This window comes from Pseudoxanthomonas daejeonensis (assembly GCF_022637495.1).
GTDB lineage: Bacteria > Pseudomonadota > Gammaproteobacteria > Xanthomonadales > Xanthomonadaceae > Pseudoxanthomonas > Pseudoxanthomonas daejeonensis.
Genome location: NZ_CP093331.1, coordinates 30,249 through 45,103, shown reverse-complemented (window position 1 = coordinate 45,103; position 14,855 = coordinate 30,249). Strand labels below are relative to the sequence as shown.

The 14,855-nt window shown below is 64.4% G+C and carries 16 protein-coding genes and 1 tRNA gene; 10 read left to right on the top strand and 7 right to left on the bottom strand.

Annotation, left to right across the window (positions count from 1 at the left end; all coding sequences use genetic code 11):
- Window positions 1-56: 56 nt before the first annotated feature.
- From murB to amaB, 6 genes are all read right to left on the bottom strand, one after another.
- Complete coding sequence (gene murB / locus MNQ95_RS00210; RefSeq protein WP_241953455.1) at window positions 57-1,112, bottom strand: UDP-N-acetylmuramate dehydrogenase; 1,056 nt, start codon at window positions 1,110-1,112, stop codon at window positions 57-59.
- A gap of 84 nt (window positions 1,113-1,196) precedes the next feature.
- Window positions 1,197-2,252, bottom strand: coding sequence for a quinone-dependent dihydroorotate dehydrogenase (locus MNQ95_RS00205; protein WP_162409470.1), 1,056 nt, complete (start codon window positions 2,250-2,252; stop codon window positions 1,197-1,199).
- 14 nt (window positions 2,253-2,266) lie between these two features.
- Complete coding sequence (locus MNQ95_RS00200) at window positions 2,267-2,548, bottom strand: DUF4190 domain-containing protein (protein WP_162409472.1); 282 nt, start codon at window positions 2,546-2,548, stop codon at window positions 2,267-2,269.
- Between the two features lie 117 nt (window positions 2,549-2,665).
- Complete coding sequence (locus MNQ95_RS00195) at window positions 2,666-3,406, bottom strand: metallophosphoesterase family protein (protein WP_241953454.1); 741 nt, start codon at window positions 3,404-3,406, stop codon at window positions 2,666-2,668.
- Between the two features lie 15 nt (window positions 3,407-3,421).
- Window positions 3,422-4,207: a class I SAM-dependent methyltransferase gene (locus MNQ95_RS00190; protein ID WP_241953453.1), complete on the bottom strand. Its 786-nt coding sequence runs from the start codon at window positions 4,205-4,207 to the stop codon at window positions 3,422-3,424.
- Window positions 4,208-4,385: 178 nt separating this feature from the next.
- Window positions 4,386-5,918 (bottom strand): L-piperidine-6-carboxylate dehydrogenase, encoded by a 1,533-nt coding sequence (gene amaB, locus MNQ95_RS00185; protein ID WP_241953452.1) that lies wholly within the window; start codon window positions 5,916-5,918, stop codon window positions 4,386-4,388.
- Window positions 5,919-6,081: 163 nt separating this feature from the next.
- On the opposite strand from amaB, the gene MNQ95_RS00180 reads away from it, so the two are divergent.
- The 7 genes from MNQ95_RS00180 (at window position 6,082) to MNQ95_RS00155 (ending at window position 11,909) form a co-directional block, all read left to right on the top strand.
- Window positions 6,082-6,158: transfer RNA gene (locus tag MNQ95_RS00180), tRNA-Arg, on the top strand.
- Window positions 6,159-7,773: 1,615 nt separating this feature from the next.
- Window positions 7,774-8,103 (top strand): hypothetical protein, encoded by a 330-nt coding sequence (locus MNQ95_RS00175; RefSeq protein ID WP_241953451.1) that lies wholly within the window; start codon window positions 7,774-7,776, stop codon window positions 8,101-8,103.
- Window positions 8,104-8,120: 17 nt separating this feature from the next.
- Window positions 8,121-8,612 carry an HNH endonuclease signature motif containing protein gene (locus tag MNQ95_RS15845; protein ID WP_425605687.1) on the top strand — a complete coding sequence of 164 codons (492 nt, stop codon included), beginning with the start codon at window positions 8,121-8,123 and terminating at the stop codon, window positions 8,610-8,612.
- A gap of 106 nt (window positions 8,613-8,718) precedes the next feature.
- Window positions 8,719-8,988 carry a DUF6966 domain-containing protein gene (locus MNQ95_RS00170; RefSeq protein ID WP_241953450.1) on the top strand — a complete coding sequence of 90 codons (270 nt, stop codon included), beginning with the start codon at window positions 8,719-8,721 and terminating at the stop codon, window positions 8,986-8,988.
- 476 nt (window positions 8,989-9,464) lie between these two features.
- The gene (locus MNQ95_RS00165; protein ID WP_241953449.1) at window positions 9,465-9,959 is read left to right on the top strand and encodes a hypothetical protein; all 495 of its coding nucleotides are present in this window, start codon (window positions 9,465-9,467) and stop codon (window positions 9,957-9,959) included.
- 790 nt (window positions 9,960-10,749) lie between these two features.
- Window positions 10,750-11,106: a transposase gene (locus MNQ95_RS00160; RefSeq protein ID WP_162411589.1), complete on the top strand. Its 357-nt coding sequence runs from the start codon at window positions 10,750-10,752 to the stop codon at window positions 11,104-11,106.
- A complete protein-coding gene (locus MNQ95_RS00155; RefSeq protein WP_338423341.1) occupies window positions 11,064-11,909 on the top strand; it encodes an IS3 family transposase in 846 nt (281 codons plus the stop codon). The genes MNQ95_RS00160 and MNQ95_RS00155 overlap by 43 nt, the downstream gene beginning before the upstream one ends.
- Before the next feature lie 83 nt (window positions 11,910-11,992).
- Here the strand turns inward: MNQ95_RS00155 and MNQ95_RS00150 are convergent, their stop codons facing one another.
- Window positions 11,993-12,916 (bottom strand): IS110 family RNA-guided transposase, encoded by a 924-nt coding sequence (locus MNQ95_RS00150; RefSeq protein WP_241953448.1) that lies wholly within the window; start codon window positions 12,914-12,916, stop codon window positions 11,993-11,995.
- Between the two features lie 224 nt (window positions 12,917-13,140).
- Between MNQ95_RS00150 and MNQ95_RS00145 the strand changes: the two genes are divergently transcribed.
- The 3 genes from MNQ95_RS00145 (at window position 13,141) to MNQ95_RS00135 (ending at window position 14,753) form a co-directional block, all read left to right on the top strand.
- The gene (locus tag MNQ95_RS00145) at window positions 13,141-13,641 is read left to right on the top strand and encodes an HNH endonuclease (protein WP_241953447.1); all 501 of its coding nucleotides are present in this window, start codon (window positions 13,141-13,143) and stop codon (window positions 13,639-13,641) included.
- A 68-nt stretch (window positions 13,642-13,709) separates the two neighbouring features.
- Window positions 13,710-14,114: a GFA family protein gene (locus tag MNQ95_RS00140; RefSeq protein WP_241953446.1), complete on the top strand. Its 405-nt coding sequence runs from the start codon at window positions 13,710-13,712 to the stop codon at window positions 14,112-14,114.
- Between the two features lie 96 nt (window positions 14,115-14,210).
- Complete coding sequence (locus MNQ95_RS00135; RefSeq protein WP_241953445.1) at window positions 14,211-14,753, top strand: alpha/beta fold hydrolase; 543 nt, start codon at window positions 14,211-14,213, stop codon at window positions 14,751-14,753.
- The last annotated feature ends 102 nt before the right edge of the window (window positions 14,754-14,855 follow it).

Here is a 14,855-nt window from a genome sequence, read left to right as displayed (position 1 = left end):
ACCGCGGGGTGGCGTCGGCTCCGTTCACCCCGACTCCCGCGCGCGCCGCTTCATGCTCACCAGTGTGCGCCGATGATGCGCGGTTCCGGTTCCAGCGCCACGCCGAAGCGCTCGTCCACCGAGCCGGCGATGCGCCGGGCCAGTTCGAGCAGCTGCACACCGGTCGCGTTGCCGTGGTTGACCAGCACCAGTGCGTGCGCGGCGGAAACGCCGGCATCGCCTTCGCGCGCGCCCTTCCAGCCGCAGGCATCGATCAGCCATGCGGCCGACAGCTTGCGGGTGGCGTCGCCGTCGCCGGGGAAGGCCGGCAGGCGCGGATGGGCGTCCAGCAGGGACTGCGCCTGCGCGGCCGGCACGATCGGGTTCTTGAAGAAGCTGCCGGCATTGCCGACCACGGCCGGGTCCGGAAGCTTGCGCCGGCGGATCCGGATCACCGCCTCGGCCACGTCGCGTGCGCTCGGCCGGACCACGCCCATCGCCGCCAGTTCCTCGCCGATCCCGGCATAACCCAGGCGCGGCGCGGCGTCGGTGGTGGCATCGGCGCGCGCCAGCTCCAGTTCGACCGCGGTGACGATCCAGCGATCGGGCTGGCGCTTGAACGCGCTGTCGCGGTAGCCGAAGGCGCAGGCCGCCCGATCCAGCCTCACCATGCGCTGCGCCTGGCGGTCCCATGCCTCCACGGCCACGATGTGCTCGCCGACCTCCACCCCATAGGCGCCGATGTTCTGGATCGGTGCGGCGCCGGTGCTGCCCGGGATCAGGGCCAGGTTTTCCAGTCCGCACAGTCCCTGGTCCAGGCTCCACATCACCAGCGCATGCCAGTCGGCGCCGGCGTCGGCGCGGACCACGACCCGCTCGCCATGGTCGGCGACGATGGCCATGCCGGCAGCCCGCAAGGCCACGGCCACGCCGGTCGCGTCGCCGGCGAACAGCAGGTTGCTGCCGCCGCCGAGCATCAGCAAAGGCAGGTCGCGGATCTGGGCCAGGTCCAGCGCCTCCGGCAGCGCGTCGGTGTCGTTGACTTCCAATAGCCACGGCGCGCGCGCCGCGACCTGGAACGTGTTGCGCGCGGACAGGTCCGCGTCGTGGAGCAACCGGAACAATGCGGTCATGGCGACGCGACCGGCGCCGGCGTGGCGGGGTCCAGCGTGGTCGATGCAGGCATGTTCATGCAGGCCAGGTCGTGGTCGGCGCCGTCAGGTCGCACTGGCGGTACCGCGGCTGGGCGATTCCTTGCGCCGGCGCATCGCGTCGATGCATTCGCCGATGAGCTCGGGCCCGCGGTAGACCAGGCCGGTATAGCACTGCACCAGGCTGGCACCGGCGGCCATTTTCGCCACGGCATCGGCGCCGGACAGGATTCCGCCGACGCCGACCAGCGGGACCGATTCGGGCAGGCGCGTGCGCAGCCGGCGCAGCACCAGGGTCGACTGGCCCATCAGCGGTGCGCCGGAGAGGCCGCCGGTCTCGCGCGCATGCGCATGGCCCTGCACGGCGGTGCGGGCGATGGTGGTGTTGGTCGCGACCACGCCATCCACTTCCAGGTCCGAGAGCACGCGCGCGGCAGCGTCGATATCGGCATCGCTCAGGTCGGGCGCGACCTTGACCAGCACCGGGACCCGCCGGCGGTGGCGTGCGGCCAGGCGTTCCTGCTCTTCGCGGATCGTGCCGACCAGGCGCCGCAGCGCCTGTTCTTCCTGCAGTTCGCGCAGGCCGGCGGTATTGGGCGAGGAGATGTTGACCGTGACGTAGTCGGCCAGCGGATACACGCGCTCCAGGCAGTAGAGATAGTCGCTGGCGGCGTCCTCGTTGGGCGTGTCCTTGTTCTTGCCCACGTTGATGCCGAGCAGTCCGCCCTTGCGCTGTGCGCGCTCGACATTGCGCACCAGCGCATCCACGCCGGCATTGTTGAAGCCGAGCCGGTTGATCAGCGCCTCGTCGCGCACCAGCCGGTACATGCGCGGCTTCGGGTTGCCGGCCTGCGCGCGCGGGGTGACCGTGCCGACTTCGACGAAGCCGAACCCCAGCGCCAGCAGGGCATCGATGTGGGTGCCGTTCTTGTCCAGCCCGGCGGCCAGCCCGACCGGATTGGGGAAGGTCAGCCCGAGCAGCTTGGTCGGCAGTGGTTGGCGCGGGCTCGCGAGCAGGCCGATGGTACCGCTGCGGTATGCCAGGTCCAGCGATTTGAGCCCCAGTCCGTGGGCGCGTTCGGCATCCAGGCCGAACAGGAAGGGGCGGGCGAAGGAGTACATCGGTGCGCCGTTCCTCAGGAGTTGAGCGTCGCCAGCCAGGCGACCCCACCCAGGAACGCGAACAGGATGAACAGGCCGACCAGCAGCAGGATCACCGAGACCCAGCCCAGCACCAGTCCAGCGAGCGCCAGTCCGTCCCCGTCCAGTTGCCCCTGGCTGGCACGGATCTCACTGCGCGCCATGTGTCCGGTGATGATCGCCACGACCGTGCCGATGAACGGCAGCAGGGTCCAGCCGAGGATGCCTGACACCAGGCTGGCGATGGCGAGGGAACTGGTCTTGCGGATCTGGTTCATGGCAATCCTGTCGGGGGGCAGGCGGAGGCCGCGTGGCGCGCGAGGCCCCGTGCGGGGGAACGGGGGCCTTGGCGGCCGATTATCCCAGAACCCGGCGTACGCCGTGTGCCACGCGGGTCACGGCATGCGCCCATGGCGCAGCGCGTGGACCCAGTCCGGACGACCCAGGCGCCCCGCCTGCATGGCGGCGGCCTCGTACCGGTACGGGACCGAGAGCAGCTGCGCCCGCCACTGCCCGTCGCGCCGTTCCAGCAGCGCGTAGCGGGCCTCGGGTGACCCGGCCTGCGCCCGGTGCGGCACCGGCCGCGAGGTGGCGAACGCGGGCAGCCCGACGCTGCCGGGATTGCAGGCCAGGCGTCCGTCGGCGAGGCGTGTCGCGCGCGGGGTGTGCGAGTGGCCGCACAGCACCAGGGAAGCATCGGCTGCGAGCGGATGGGCCAGGCGCGCGGCGACCGTCGCCGCCTCGGCGGCGCGCAGTTCCGCGCCGGCGATGTCGTCGAGCAGGTAGTCGACATCGCTGCCGGGCGTGCCGTGGCACAGCAGCACGTCGTCCAGCCGCAACAGCGCGGGCAGGGCGCGGAGCCAGTCCAGCTGGGCCGGGCGCAGGGCCTGGCGCGCATGAGCGTCGGACGGCGCCAGCGCGGCCGGTTCGCCGAGCAGCTGGCGCTCGTGGTTGCCGGCGATGGTCGGCAGTTCGAGCGGAAGCAGCCGGTCGAGCGTTTCGCGCGGCCACAGCGGGCCGGACACGATGTCGCCGAGATTGACGATGCAGTCGGCGCCGCGCCGCGCGATATCGGCCAGCACCGCGTCCAGGGCGGGCAGGTTGCCGTGGATGTCCGAAAGCGCGGCGATGCGCATGGCGCGTGCCGCCGCTCAGTCCGGCACGCCGGCGAAGATCCGGGTGTCGTAGTCGAAGTCGACATGGCCATCGACGGCGGTGGCGTCGAACAGCCGCGCCAGCGCGTCGAGCATCGGTGCGTGCCGCGGATGGCCGGCGCGCGGCGCGTACGAGGACGACAGCAGGCGTCCACGCAACGCATCGAAGTCCAGCCGCTGCGAATGCGGGAAGCGGGCCATGCCGCGCAGCCCGGCGCCGAACCAGCGGCGCATGTGTTCGTCGTCGCCGTAGCGTTCGGACACGCTGCTGTAGTCCAGCCCGTGTTCGAGCAATAGCCGTTCGTAGCCTTCGAGGAATGGCGTGCCGGTGAGCCGGCGCGAGTTCCAGTACACCGCCACCAGGCCCGGCCTGCCGTCGGCCTGCCGACGCAGGATCCGCCGCCATTCCGGCTTGACCGCCTGCTGGTCGAACCAGTGGAAGGCCTGCGCCGCCGAAACCAGGTTGATGCTGGCATCGTCCAGGTTCGTGGCTTCGGCCTGGCCGTCGACGGCGCTGAAGCGCGGATTGCCCGCCAGCCAGGCGACGGCGGCCTCGCGCATCGCCGCATTCGGCTCGACCGCGACCACCGGGTGCCCGGCGTCGAGGAACAGTTTCGAGGAGATGCCGGTGCCGGCGCCGATGTCGGCGACCCGCCACGAGGCGTCCACGCCGCATTCGGCGTGCAGCCAGTCCAGCAGGGCCCGTGGATAGTCGGGCCGGTAGCGCACGTAGTCGGCGACGCGGTCGGTGAAGCGGGTGGTCGATGCGAGCTCGTCGGTCATGTCGCCTCTTTCCCCGCGTGGGCGGGGTGGCCCGCTGCCGTAGGTCGGCCTCTGGCCCCGTAGAGCGGGGCTCGCCCCACTACCGTTGCATCGGCTGGTGTGGGTCACGCAAAGAGCAGCGGGGCAAGCCCCGCTCTACGATCCACCGGGCGGGCAAGCCCCGCCCGGTGGACCGGTCTTACAGGTCGAACTTGATGCCCTGCGCCAGCGGCAGCGAATCGGAGTAGTTGATCGTGTTGGTCTGCCGGCGCATGTAGACCTTCCATGCGTCCGAGCCCGACTCGCGACCACCGCCGGTGTCCTTCTCGCCACCGAACGCGCCGCCGATCTCCGCACCGGACGTGCCGATGTTGACGTTGGCGATGCCGCAATCGCTGCCGGCCGCCGACAGGAACTTCTCGGCCGACTTCAGGTTGGTGGTGAAGATCGACGACGACAGGCCCTGCGGCACGCCGTTCTGCATGTCGATGGCCTCGTCCAGGGTCGAGTACTTCATCACGTAGAGGATCGGCGCGAAGGTCTCGTGCTGCACGACCTCGTCGCTGTTCTTCAGCCCGGTGATGATGGTCGGCAGGACGAAGTGGCCAGCGCGGTCCAGCACGGTGCCACCGGTCTCGACCTTGCCGCCGGCGGCCTTGGCCTTCTCGACCGCGGCCAGGAACTGCTGCACCGCGCCGGCGCTGTTGAGCGGGCCCATCAGGTTGGCGGTGTCGAGCGGATCGCCGATCTTGCCTTCGACCTGCTTGTACGCCTTGACCAGCGTTTCCAGCACGGTGTCGTAGATCGATTCGTGCACGATCAGGCGGCGGGTGGTGGTGCAGCGCTGGCCGGCGGTGCCGACCGCGCCAAAGACAATACCCGGCACGGCCAGCTTCTGGTCGGCGGTCTCGTCCAGGATGATCGCGTTGTTGCCGCCCAGCTCGAGCAGGCAGCGGCCCATGCGCCGGGCGACCTTCACCGCGACCTCGCGGCCGACCTGGGTCGAGCCGGTGAAGCTGATCAGCGGGATGCGCTTGTCTTCGACGAACTTCTCGGCCAGCGCGGTGCCGGCGTCGTTGACCAGGAAGAAGATGTCCGGGAAGCCGCCTTCGCGCAGCGCTTCGTTGCAGATCTTCAGCGAGGCGATCGCGGTCAGCGGGGTCTTGTTGGACGGCTTCCAGAGGCAGATGTCGCCGCAGATCGCGGCCAGGAACGAGTTCCACGCCCACACCGCGACCGGGAAGTTGAACGCGCTGATGATGCCGACCAGGCCCAGCGGCTGGTACTGCTCGTACATCCGGTGGCCCGGGCGCTCGGAATGCATGGTGTAGCCGTAGAGCATGCGGCTCTGGCCCACGGCGAAGTCGGCGATGTCGATCATCTCCTGCACTTCGCCGTCGCCTTCGGCCTTGCTCTTGCCCATCTCCAGCGCGACCAGCGAGCCGAGCGCGTCCTTGTTCCGGCGCAGCGCATCGCCGCACAGGCGGATCGCCTCGCCGCGGCGCGGGGCCGGGACGGTGCGCCAGGCCTTGAACGCGGCCTGGGCGTTGGCGACCACGGTCTCGTAGTCGGCGTCGGTGGTGGCCTGGACCTGCGCGATCACCTCGCCGGTGGTCGGGTTGGCCGGGTGCAGGATGCCGGCGCCGGTGGCGTCGGACCAGGTGCCATTGCCGAGGTAGGTGCCGGAATTGGTGTCGCCAAGGCCCAGGGCCTTGAGCAGGGAAGCAGACATGGAATCTCCTGGAAGGGTGCGGGCCGTGGGCCCGGAGTCGCGCCGCGGATGGGTCGGCGGCGTCTCGTTGCGTGCGGCGATTCTAGCAAACGGGCCCGGCCGGCCCGACGGCAGGGCGCCGGCTTGGGCCGCGCCAAGCTCGCGTGCGACAATCCGCCGCCTTGGCCCCGTAGCTCAGCTGGATAGAGCGGTCCCCTCCTAAGGGACAGGTCGTGCGTTCGAATCGCGCCGGGGTCACCATCCAGCACCACAGCCACCACACCGCGCCGCGGGCCGGCAGGCAGGGGAAGTCCTTCCTCGCCGGAACCCCGGCATTCGACGCCGATGCCCGCCGATCGCCGTCTTGGCGAGCACCCCGGCGCGCCGGTTTGACCGCCAGACCCGGCCGTACGGCTGCATGTGCGACCTTCCGGGCCCTGCGCGCGACCTTCTGAGCCTTGCGCGCAAGCCCGATTGCCTTGCGCGCAACCCGTCGAGCCTTGCGCGCAAGGTAAAAAGCCTTGCGATCGGAGCTGCCCAGCCTTGCGCGCAAGGCAAAAAGCCCCGACGCCGGAGCTCCAAGCCTTGCGCGCAACGCCGGGAGCCTTGCGCGCAGGCCTACGCGCCCGCCGCCCGGGCCGGAACGGCCCGAGGTCCGGCCAGGCAACCCCAAGTCCGGAGCGCGGCCGCTGGCGACCCGCGGCGTGCCGGGTGACGCCCGGTGTGGCCACGCACGGGCGTCACCGCGGTCGGCTGATATCGGGGTCCGGCCATCCTCATAAGAGATATCGGGGCGCCCACACCCCTCTGTGTCGGGACGCACCCTCCGGGCGGACGCCGCCGCCAGCGGTCAAGCCCGTGATCGGCCTATGGTTTCCGGATTGACGCCCGTTCAGGGCAGCACACACACTCGGCGCTACACCCCCGCTGGGGGTCTACTGGTAGTTAGAGCTCAAAAGATATGTTTTCGCTCGCCGCAATAACGTTCGGCTTGGCCATGGCCGTGATTCTGGTCTTCTGGCTACTGTTCTTCTTTGTCGTGCAGGTTCGTATTGCTGATATGAAACTCAGCGTACAGGAGACTTCACGCTTCGGATTTCTTGTTACGCGGTGGCCCCATGAGGAGATGCGAGCCTACTTGGCGAGTCTTGAGCCAGACGAGAGTGGGCGCCCTATAAATAGATTTCTGAGACATGCAAATCTTCTTGTCCGGACACTTATGAGTGTCTACCTCTTCCTTCTGATAGCTCTCATGGTCACGGGTCGTGATCTCTAACTATTCATTCAAGCCGAACCCGCTTCGCGGGTCGGCTTAACTCAGGTGTTAGGGCTCACATCATGAATCCCGTATGGATACAGTTCCCACAGATCCCGTGGGGCAGCATCGGATGGAGAATGGGCTTTGGCGAGGTTTACTGGTACGACTGGCATGACTGGTTCAAGACACTGAGCGCTTCCGACCTGCAGTCATACAAAGCTCAATGGCCCGAGCCTGAGGCTTGGACTGGCTTCTACGTCTGGACTGAGCATGGGGTAACGCCTCCTCACATACTGGAGCAACGCGAGAAAACCAAGGCTGCCGCTAAGGTTCCGAGTCCGGACGAGTCAAGAATCACTGACGTGTATCGGTGTCGCTGGCTGGTACAGAGCTACTTGAAATTCTCTGGTCGCTACGATGATTCCGACAATCTCTTGTTCGTCGCCCCAAACGGCGATGGATGGCTTTTGGTAGTTCCGACTGGCCCAGAACCAAGTAACGCGGCTTCGTACCTTCAGCGCTTGGCTCCCGCCAGTGAGCCCTAACAATTCATTCAAGCCGAACCCGCTTCGCGGGTCGGCTTAATTCAGGCGTTAGGTGCATATGACACAACTCAGCATGCAAGCCAATGAACAACATCTTGCTGCCATCGCATTGGTCACTTTCTGTGACTTGCACGGTGTCAATGAGCCGGGCATTGGACAAGTCCGCCTATGTCATAGCGCACTTGAATCTGGTGATAAATCGGCAGCTGTGAAAGCTTTCAAGCAAGTTCCTTTGGGCGGCAACGGCTGCTTTAATGATTGGCAGCCCACTGAGGCAGCACACTTCGACTACTTGCTCGGAACCTTTCGTGCGTTGGTAGAGCGCTGGGCTCGCCTCATGTGCCTCCTAGATGATGCGCCTAACAATTCATTCAAGCCGAAGCCGCTTCGCGGCTCGGCTTAATTCAGGCGTTAGACCGCATGCCAAGCCCCATCGTTACCCAAGCTTGCTCCGGCTGTGGCGAACTCAAGCCTCTGAGCCGTGACTATTTTGGAAGCACCAGAACTGGACGGTTCCAGCGTCGCTGTAGAACCTGTGTAGCTGCACAAACAAGAGCGTATGACCTTGCAAATCCTGAGAAGGCTGCACAGCGCTCTCAAAAACGACAAAAACGCCTAGCCGCCGCTGGTCCAGGACCCTCGGAGCTGGAGCTTGCATGGCTTCGCGTATGTCAAAAGGACCGGTGTGGCTACTGCGATCAGCCCCTAAATGGATCAGGTCATTTGGATCACATCACGCCTTTAGCCAAGGGCGGAAGAAACGCAATTGAGAACCTAGCGTTTGCCTGTTTCCAATGCAACGCTGAAAAGCACGCTAAAACAGCAGCCGAGTATCTCGTCTGGCGAATAAAAGTTGACAAGCCACTTTGTGGGTGGGTATTTCAGGGTCGGCCGTCCGGACTAGCGGTCTAACAATTCGTTCAAGCCGAGCCCGCTTCGCGGCCTCGTGCAAGTACCATTGATTTTCACTTGCCCAAGGCCGCAAAGCGGGCCGGCTTAACTCAGGCGTCAGGTGCCCATGGAATCCATGCGCGAACTTGAAGAGGTGCTACGCAGGCTCGTCACGCTACTCAGCGACCCGGAAGCCAAGCAATGGCGCAAGCGGGTCGAGAAGTACGTCGGCCAGATAGCGTCTGGGAATGTGTCAGGCACTTCTGACTTTCTGGCAATGTACCAAGGCGGCATGGGCTCATTTCTCGATCTGCAAGGATCTAGCGTGGACTCGCACCAAGAGCTAAGTAGTCTGCGGGACCGCGCATACAATCTGGCCCGCGAGGTTGTGAAGTGAGTCTCCTGGGCTGGGCACCTAACAATTCATTCAAGCCGAACCCGCTTCGCGGGTCGGCTTAACTCAGGCGTTAGGCGCCAGCATGGGTGAGATGAGCTCTGAACTAACGCGGCTCTTAAGCACGGCCGAGAAGAGCCTTGCTGAACATTTGTCCTTGAAACCAGATAGTCCGAACAAACAGCTGTTGGAGCTTTATGCGCACGTTAAATCTAGGACAATACCTCTCCTTGGTTTTCCTGACGCCCGGCTTTTGTTTTGGGATAGTCCCGAAGATGAAGTTGAAGAGCGGTGTTTGCGTGATGCACTCTCAGTCTTCCGCTTTGTTCAGGGGCGATAACTTAAGTGTTTCGCCTAACATCTCGGTCAAGCGGGGCCGTCTTCCGGCGTGCCGCCTCCAGACGGCCCCCTACCCCCAACGTTGGGCGCTCTGGACACGGTGATGCAGGTGCCGCAATATTTTGCCGAGCGCATTGCGCTTGGAACTTTTCCGCGAGCATGTCAACTTCAAACAGGGGAAATTTGTGGGTTTCTTTTCCGGCATCAAAGATAACTTTAGAAAAAGTGAGGCTGCGGTCGTCGTCCAGACGCTTTTTGAGAAACATCAGCAGAACTTTGGCTTAAATGCTCCCCCCGCGGCGTTAGCCAATAAATTGATCGAATCAACGTGGAATTCTGCCCCAGAGCTGTTCAACGGACGCAAGTCGGGGGCGCGGCCGCACAAGGCGTCGATTGCTGCCTACTCGTTAGCGTGCGCAGCCCGTGGAGCCAACATAAAAGGCACCAACGAGGAGATGGAGATGGCTTTTTCTATGTGCTTAGGCCGAATTCTGAGCGCGATAGAGCGAACTCCGGAATCTTTCCGCTTTACTGACATTGACCTTCGTCTATTGGAACAAGCCCAAAAGACGTTCGTCGACCTCGCTAGTGACTCAAAGTACGACCTTGGGGTCGACCTGCCGCTGAACGCCTAACTTCCGGGAGGGGCGCCTAACAATTCATTCAAGCCGAACCCGCTTCGCGGGTCGGCTTAACTCAGGCGTTAGGCCTCTTCTATGCACTTTTCGCGCTTGCTCCTTCTCTTACCGGTGCTGGCCGCATGCTCAGCCAATGACCATGCGATCGAACAATCCTGTAAGGCCGAGTACTTGTACAACAACGCTGGTCCAGATCAAGCGATTGCGGCAATTCGTGACGCTGGAAGCGAACGTAATTACATTGTGGGCAACAACCTTGCGATGTACCTGATCTTGCGCGGATCTCGTAACAACGATGTCGATGACTTTGATGCAGCCAGAGCGGTATTGGATGCTATGGAGACTCCTAGCAACGCACACCCGCTAGTTCAGCGATACATCAGCACGCTCCGGTTCCTAGCCATTGCAAACGGTAGCGCTCGGGACGGCGCTAGGCGCGAGTTGGCGCAGCACTGCCCTTCTGACACACCTCAGGAGCGGGCATGCTTAGATGGTGTCGTGTTAGACGTGCTAGACCAGATGTCCTTGATCAACGGAGCAGACAGCAAGTCGTTCCAAGACTTTCTAAGCATTTTCAGGCGAACCTACTATTCAACGTTCGGCTGGGAGTTCAATCCGGAACACCTTGCGGGTTCCCCCTGGTCAGTGTCAGATTGCGGGATGACCGGAAAGGAAAGGCCAGGAACTGTGCACACTCCCGTGCCAGAGGCCTAACAATTCATTCAAGCCGAACCGGTAGTTCCTTCGGTTCAGTGGACACCCTGACCTAACCCTCAGGAGTGTCCCAATGCCAAAGCCTGGCCCCAGAACCATCTCTCGCTACAGCGATGAGTTCAAAGCCGCTGCCGTCCGCCTAAGCCAGCAACCTGGCGTCCTGGTCAGCGACGTCGCCCAGTCGCTTTACATCCATCCCTACATGCTGTCTCGTTGGCGCAGACTCGCCCGGGAGGGAATCATCGTGACCAAGGGTGTGCAGGTTGATCCGGAAGTTGCCACGGAGCTGAAGGCGCTTCGCCAGATCAAGCGGCAGTACGAGCAGCTCAAGGTCGAGCATGACCTTTTAAAAAAAGCGATCGCGTTCACTTCCGGTCGAAAGGCGAAATCTTCGCCTTCATCGAACATCACAAAGAAGCCTGTCCGGTGAGGGTCATGTGCCGCCTTTACGGCGTCAGCGCCGCCGGTTACTACGCCTGGGTTCGTCGGCCGGCCAGCGCCCGGGCGATGGAGGATGCAGTGCTGGTCGAGAAGATCCGGCAGGTGCATGGCGCCAGCCGCGAAACCTATGGCAGCCCGCGGGTGCATGCCGCGCTGCGGCGCCAAGGTGAGCAGGTGGGTCGCCGCCGCGTGGAACGCCTGATGCGCGAGGAAGGCGTGCGCGCCTGTTCGGCCGGGCTCTATCGGCGACGGCCCGGACTGGCGCGGTTCCTGGAAAGCGTCCCCAGCCGTGCCCATGAGGCTCCCTGTAGCGGGCCGGACCAGGTCTGGGTCGGTGATGTGACCTACCTCAAGGTCGAAGGCCAATGGCGCTACCTGGCCACGGTCATGGACCGGTACTCGCGGCGGCTGCTGGGCTGGTCGCTGGGGGTGGAGCGCACGGCGGCGCTGACCGGCCGCGCCCTGGCCGCGGCCCTGCGTACGCGCTCGCCGGCATGCGATACGCTGTTCCACAGTGATCGGGGGATCGAGTTCATGGCGGGGGATTTCCGGCGCCGGCTGGGACGCGCCGGGTTGGTGCAGTCGGTCAACAGGCCCAGGCGGATGAACGACAACGCGCACATGGAGTCATGGAACAGGTCGATGAAGTCGGACATGTACCACCGTGGCACATTCGACAGCGACCGGTCGCTGCGCATGGCCATCGACGACTACGTCAGGTTCTACAACCACCAGCGGCTGCATTCGGCGCTGGGGTACCGCTCACCGGTGGAGTTCGAGCAGTGCTGCTAGAGAGCCGGTGTCCACTTTTTCGTAGGAACTGCCACCCGCTTCGCGGGTCGGCTTAATTCAGCAACTGTCTTGAAGCGCTCTGCTCAAGCCGTCACCAGGCCCTCGGATCGCAGTTCATCACGTCGTCTGGCATTGACGATTCCCAGCAGCTTGCGCATGCACGCGACCAACGCCACCTTGCCCAGCTTTCCGCGTGCCCGCAGCTGCTGGTAATGCGCCTTCATCAACGGGTCCCAGCGCACCGCCGACAGCGTGGCCATGTAGAGCGCCACGCGGACCGGCGCGCGGCCGCCGCGGATGCGTCGCTTGCCGTGTCCCTGTCCGCTGTCGCGGTTCATGGGCGCCACGCCCGTGAGCTTGGCGATCTGCCGCCGGTCGAGATGGCCGAGCTCGGGCAGCAGCGCCAGCACGGTGGCCTGAAACACCGGACCCAAGCCCTTGCTCGATCGCAGCGCGGGGAATGCATGTTCCTGGAGCAGTGCCTTCATCGTCCGCTCGATCGCAGCCAGCTCGCGACCGAGTGCGGCAACGGTGCGCGCGGCCAGCGTGCGCACCGCCGGTGGGGCCATGGCCGCCTGTTGTTTCTGTGCCTGGAGCAGCACGACCACTTGGCCGCGACGGCGTAGCCAGTCCCGCAGCTCGCGCTGCCACAGCGGCGGTGCGACATGGCGCCGCAGGCGCTCGCCGAACATCCGGGCCATGAGCGCGAGCAGTCGGGCATCGATGGCATCGGTCTTGGCCAGCTCGCCGGTGGCCCGGGCGAAGTCGCGGGCCTGACGCGGATTGACCCGGGCAATCCACAGCCCGGCATCGCAGCAGGCCTCGAGCAGCGGCTCTTCATAGCCACCGGTGGCCTCGACCACGATCCGGTCCACGCCCACGCCTTCCAGCCGCTTGAGCAGCTTGTTGATGCCCGCCCGGTTGTTGGTAAAACGGGTTACGCCCGGCTGCCCCTCCACGGCCAGATCCAGGTTGGTTTTGCCCACATCAATTCCCGCTGCCCGCATGTCCATTCTCCGTTACAGTTGGCCGGTCGAGAGCATCGCGTCCAAGGCCCACGCTTATCGGTTCGAGGGCAACCTCGAGCAACTGTTCGGGCGCAGGGCGCGAGGTCCGGCGTGCGGCCCCTGCTAAATTACGGTGGTGCTGACACCGAGGCGTTATCGGGCGCGCACGCCGGGCTCTCGGCACCTACGGTAGGGGAAACTCAAGACATAAGGCGTTAGGCATCATGATCACCACTCGCCGCGAGATTGTTGATTACTGGTCCAAGCACCAGGATGAATGCAGTCTCTCGGTCGACTGGTCTGAAGCAGAGAGCCTGTGCTGGCGCTGCGCTCACAAACGACTACTTCAACGGTGTCACATCGTTCCGCGTGCTTTGGGCGGCTCCGAGGCGCCGGACAACCTAGTTTTGCTATGTGCTCAATGCCATGCGGAGGCTCCAAACGTTGCTGACCAAAATTTCATGTGGGTGTGGCTTCGAGCTCATTCAGTTCCGTTCTACGGGACCTACTGGCAAGAGCGGGGCTTCCGCGAGTACGAGTTGATCTTCGGAGAAAAGCCGTTTGTAGGGCTAGAGCCAAGCGACGATCTTCTTCAACGAGCAAGATTGATTCTTAAAGATCTATTTCCGCGAACCAGCACTCACTGGGGACAGGGAAAGATCAATCCAGCAACAGTGGCATGGGTGCTTCGCCAAGTTGACCAATCGGCGCGGCATGATGCCTAGCAAGTCATTCAGGCCGAAGCCGCGTCGCGGGTCGACTCAGGCGTTGGAGTCCAAAGGAGAGTTTGCAGGTGCTCAAGGAAGTTGGCGGCGTTCCCATCCAGTCCAGGCACCGGGCCTCATGCCACTGTGGTTCCGTCGAGCTGGAGCTCGATCTGCCCAACGGCATCGAGAATCCACGCCGATGCGACTGCTCGATCTGCCGTCGCAAGGGTGCCATCGTGGCCTCCGTTGCCTTGTCCGGCATCCGCATTGTCAAAGGCGCCGAGCACCTCAGGCTCTACGAGTTCAATACGCGCACGGCCAAGCACTACTTCTGCGGAAACTGCGGCATCTACACGCACCATCAGCGCCGCTCCAATCCCGAGCAGTACGGCTTCAATGTCGGCTGCCTGGAGGGCGTCAATCCATTCGCCCTCCCGGACGTGCCCGTCAACGACGGGGTCAACCACCCGGCGGATCGGCCTGAGGCCTGACAACGCATTCAAGCCGAACCGCTTGCGGCTCGATTCCACCATGGATGTCAGGTCGCTTCCGAATCCGCTCGAGGTATCGCAATGGAACCTGCTCGCGTGCTGTTCATCCAGGGCGGTGGCGAAGGGGCGCACCGGGAAGACGCGCTGCTCGCCAGTTCGTTGGGAAACGAGCTTGGTCCGGGCTACGAAGTGCATTTCCCTCGGATGCCCACCGAGTCCGATCCGGACGTCGACGCATGGAAGAAGAAGATTTCCTCCGAACTCTCTGCGCGCCTGGGGCCGACGATCCTGGTCGCCCACTCGGTGGGGGGCGCGATCCTCCTGCGGTACCTGTCCGAGGAGGTGGTCCAGGGGGCGATCGCGGGGGTCTTCCTCCTGGCCGTTCCGTCGTGGGACGAGGACCGCTGGAACTTCGAGGACCTGAAGCTGCGTTCCGATGCCGCTGAAAGAATCGCGCCTGTCGAGCCGGTCTTCTTCTACCACTGCCGCGACGATGACGTCGTACCCTTCGGGCACCTGGCGCTCCACGGCCAGCGATTCCCCCGGGCGAGCATCAATGCCCTCGATCAAGGGGGCCACCAGTTCGACAACGACCTGGGGCGCGTGGCGACGGACATCCGCCGCAGCATTGCCGCCTGACCTCGCAGAACGGTGCGAAGCGACAGGGGCTCCACTCGTCCTTCGCTAACTGTTTCTTTCGCAACGTAAAAAAGCCGCGTATGTGGCGCTGCAACACTTGAC

Bases quoted from the DNA above. Each gene is read 5' to 3' on its own strand.
- amaB (WP_241953452.1), bottom strand. From the start codon at position 5,918: ATGTCTGCTTCCCTGCTCAAGGCCCTGGGCCTTGGCGACACCAATTCC.
- MNQ95_RS00175 (WP_241953451.1), top strand. From the start codon at position 7,774: ATGCAAGCCAATGAACAACATCTTGCTGCCATCGCATTGGTCACTTTC.
- MNQ95_RS00200 (WP_162409472.1), bottom strand. From the start codon at position 2,548: ATGAACCAGATCCGCAAGACCAGTTCCCTCGCCATCGCCAGCCTGGTG.
- MNQ95_RS00150 (WP_241953448.1), bottom strand. From the start codon at position 12,916: ATGCGGGCAGCGGGAATTGATGTGGGCAAAACCAACCTGGATCTGGCC.
- MNQ95_RS00195 (WP_241953454.1), bottom strand. From the start codon at position 3,406: ATGCGCATCGCCGCGCTTTCGGACATCCACGGCAACCTGCCCGCCCTG.
- MNQ95_RS00190 (WP_241953453.1), bottom strand. From the start codon at position 4,207: ATGACCGACGAGCTCGCATCGACCACCCGCTTCACCGACCGCGTCGCC.
- MNQ95_RS00145 (WP_241953447.1), top strand. From the start codon at position 13,141: ATGATCACCACTCGCCGCGAGATTGTTGATTACTGGTCCAAGCACCAG.
- murB (WP_241953455.1), bottom strand. From the start codon at position 1,112: ATGACCGCATTGTTCCGGTTGCTCCACGACGCGGACCTGTCCGCGCGC.
- MNQ95_RS00170 (WP_241953450.1), top strand. From the start codon at position 8,719: ATGGAATCCATGCGCGAACTTGAAGAGGTGCTACGCAGGCTCGTCACG.
- MNQ95_RS00205 (WP_162409470.1), bottom strand. From the start codon at position 2,252: ATGTACTCCTTCGCCCGCCCCTTCCTGTTCGGCCTGGATGCCGAACGC.
- MNQ95_RS15845 (WP_425605687.1), top strand. From the start codon at position 8,121: ATGCCAAGCCCCATCGTTACCCAAGCTTGCTCCGGCTGTGGCGAACTC.
- MNQ95_RS00160 (WP_162411589.1), top strand. From the start codon at position 10,750: ATGCCAAAGCCTGGCCCCAGAACCATCTCTCGCTACAGCGATGAGTTC.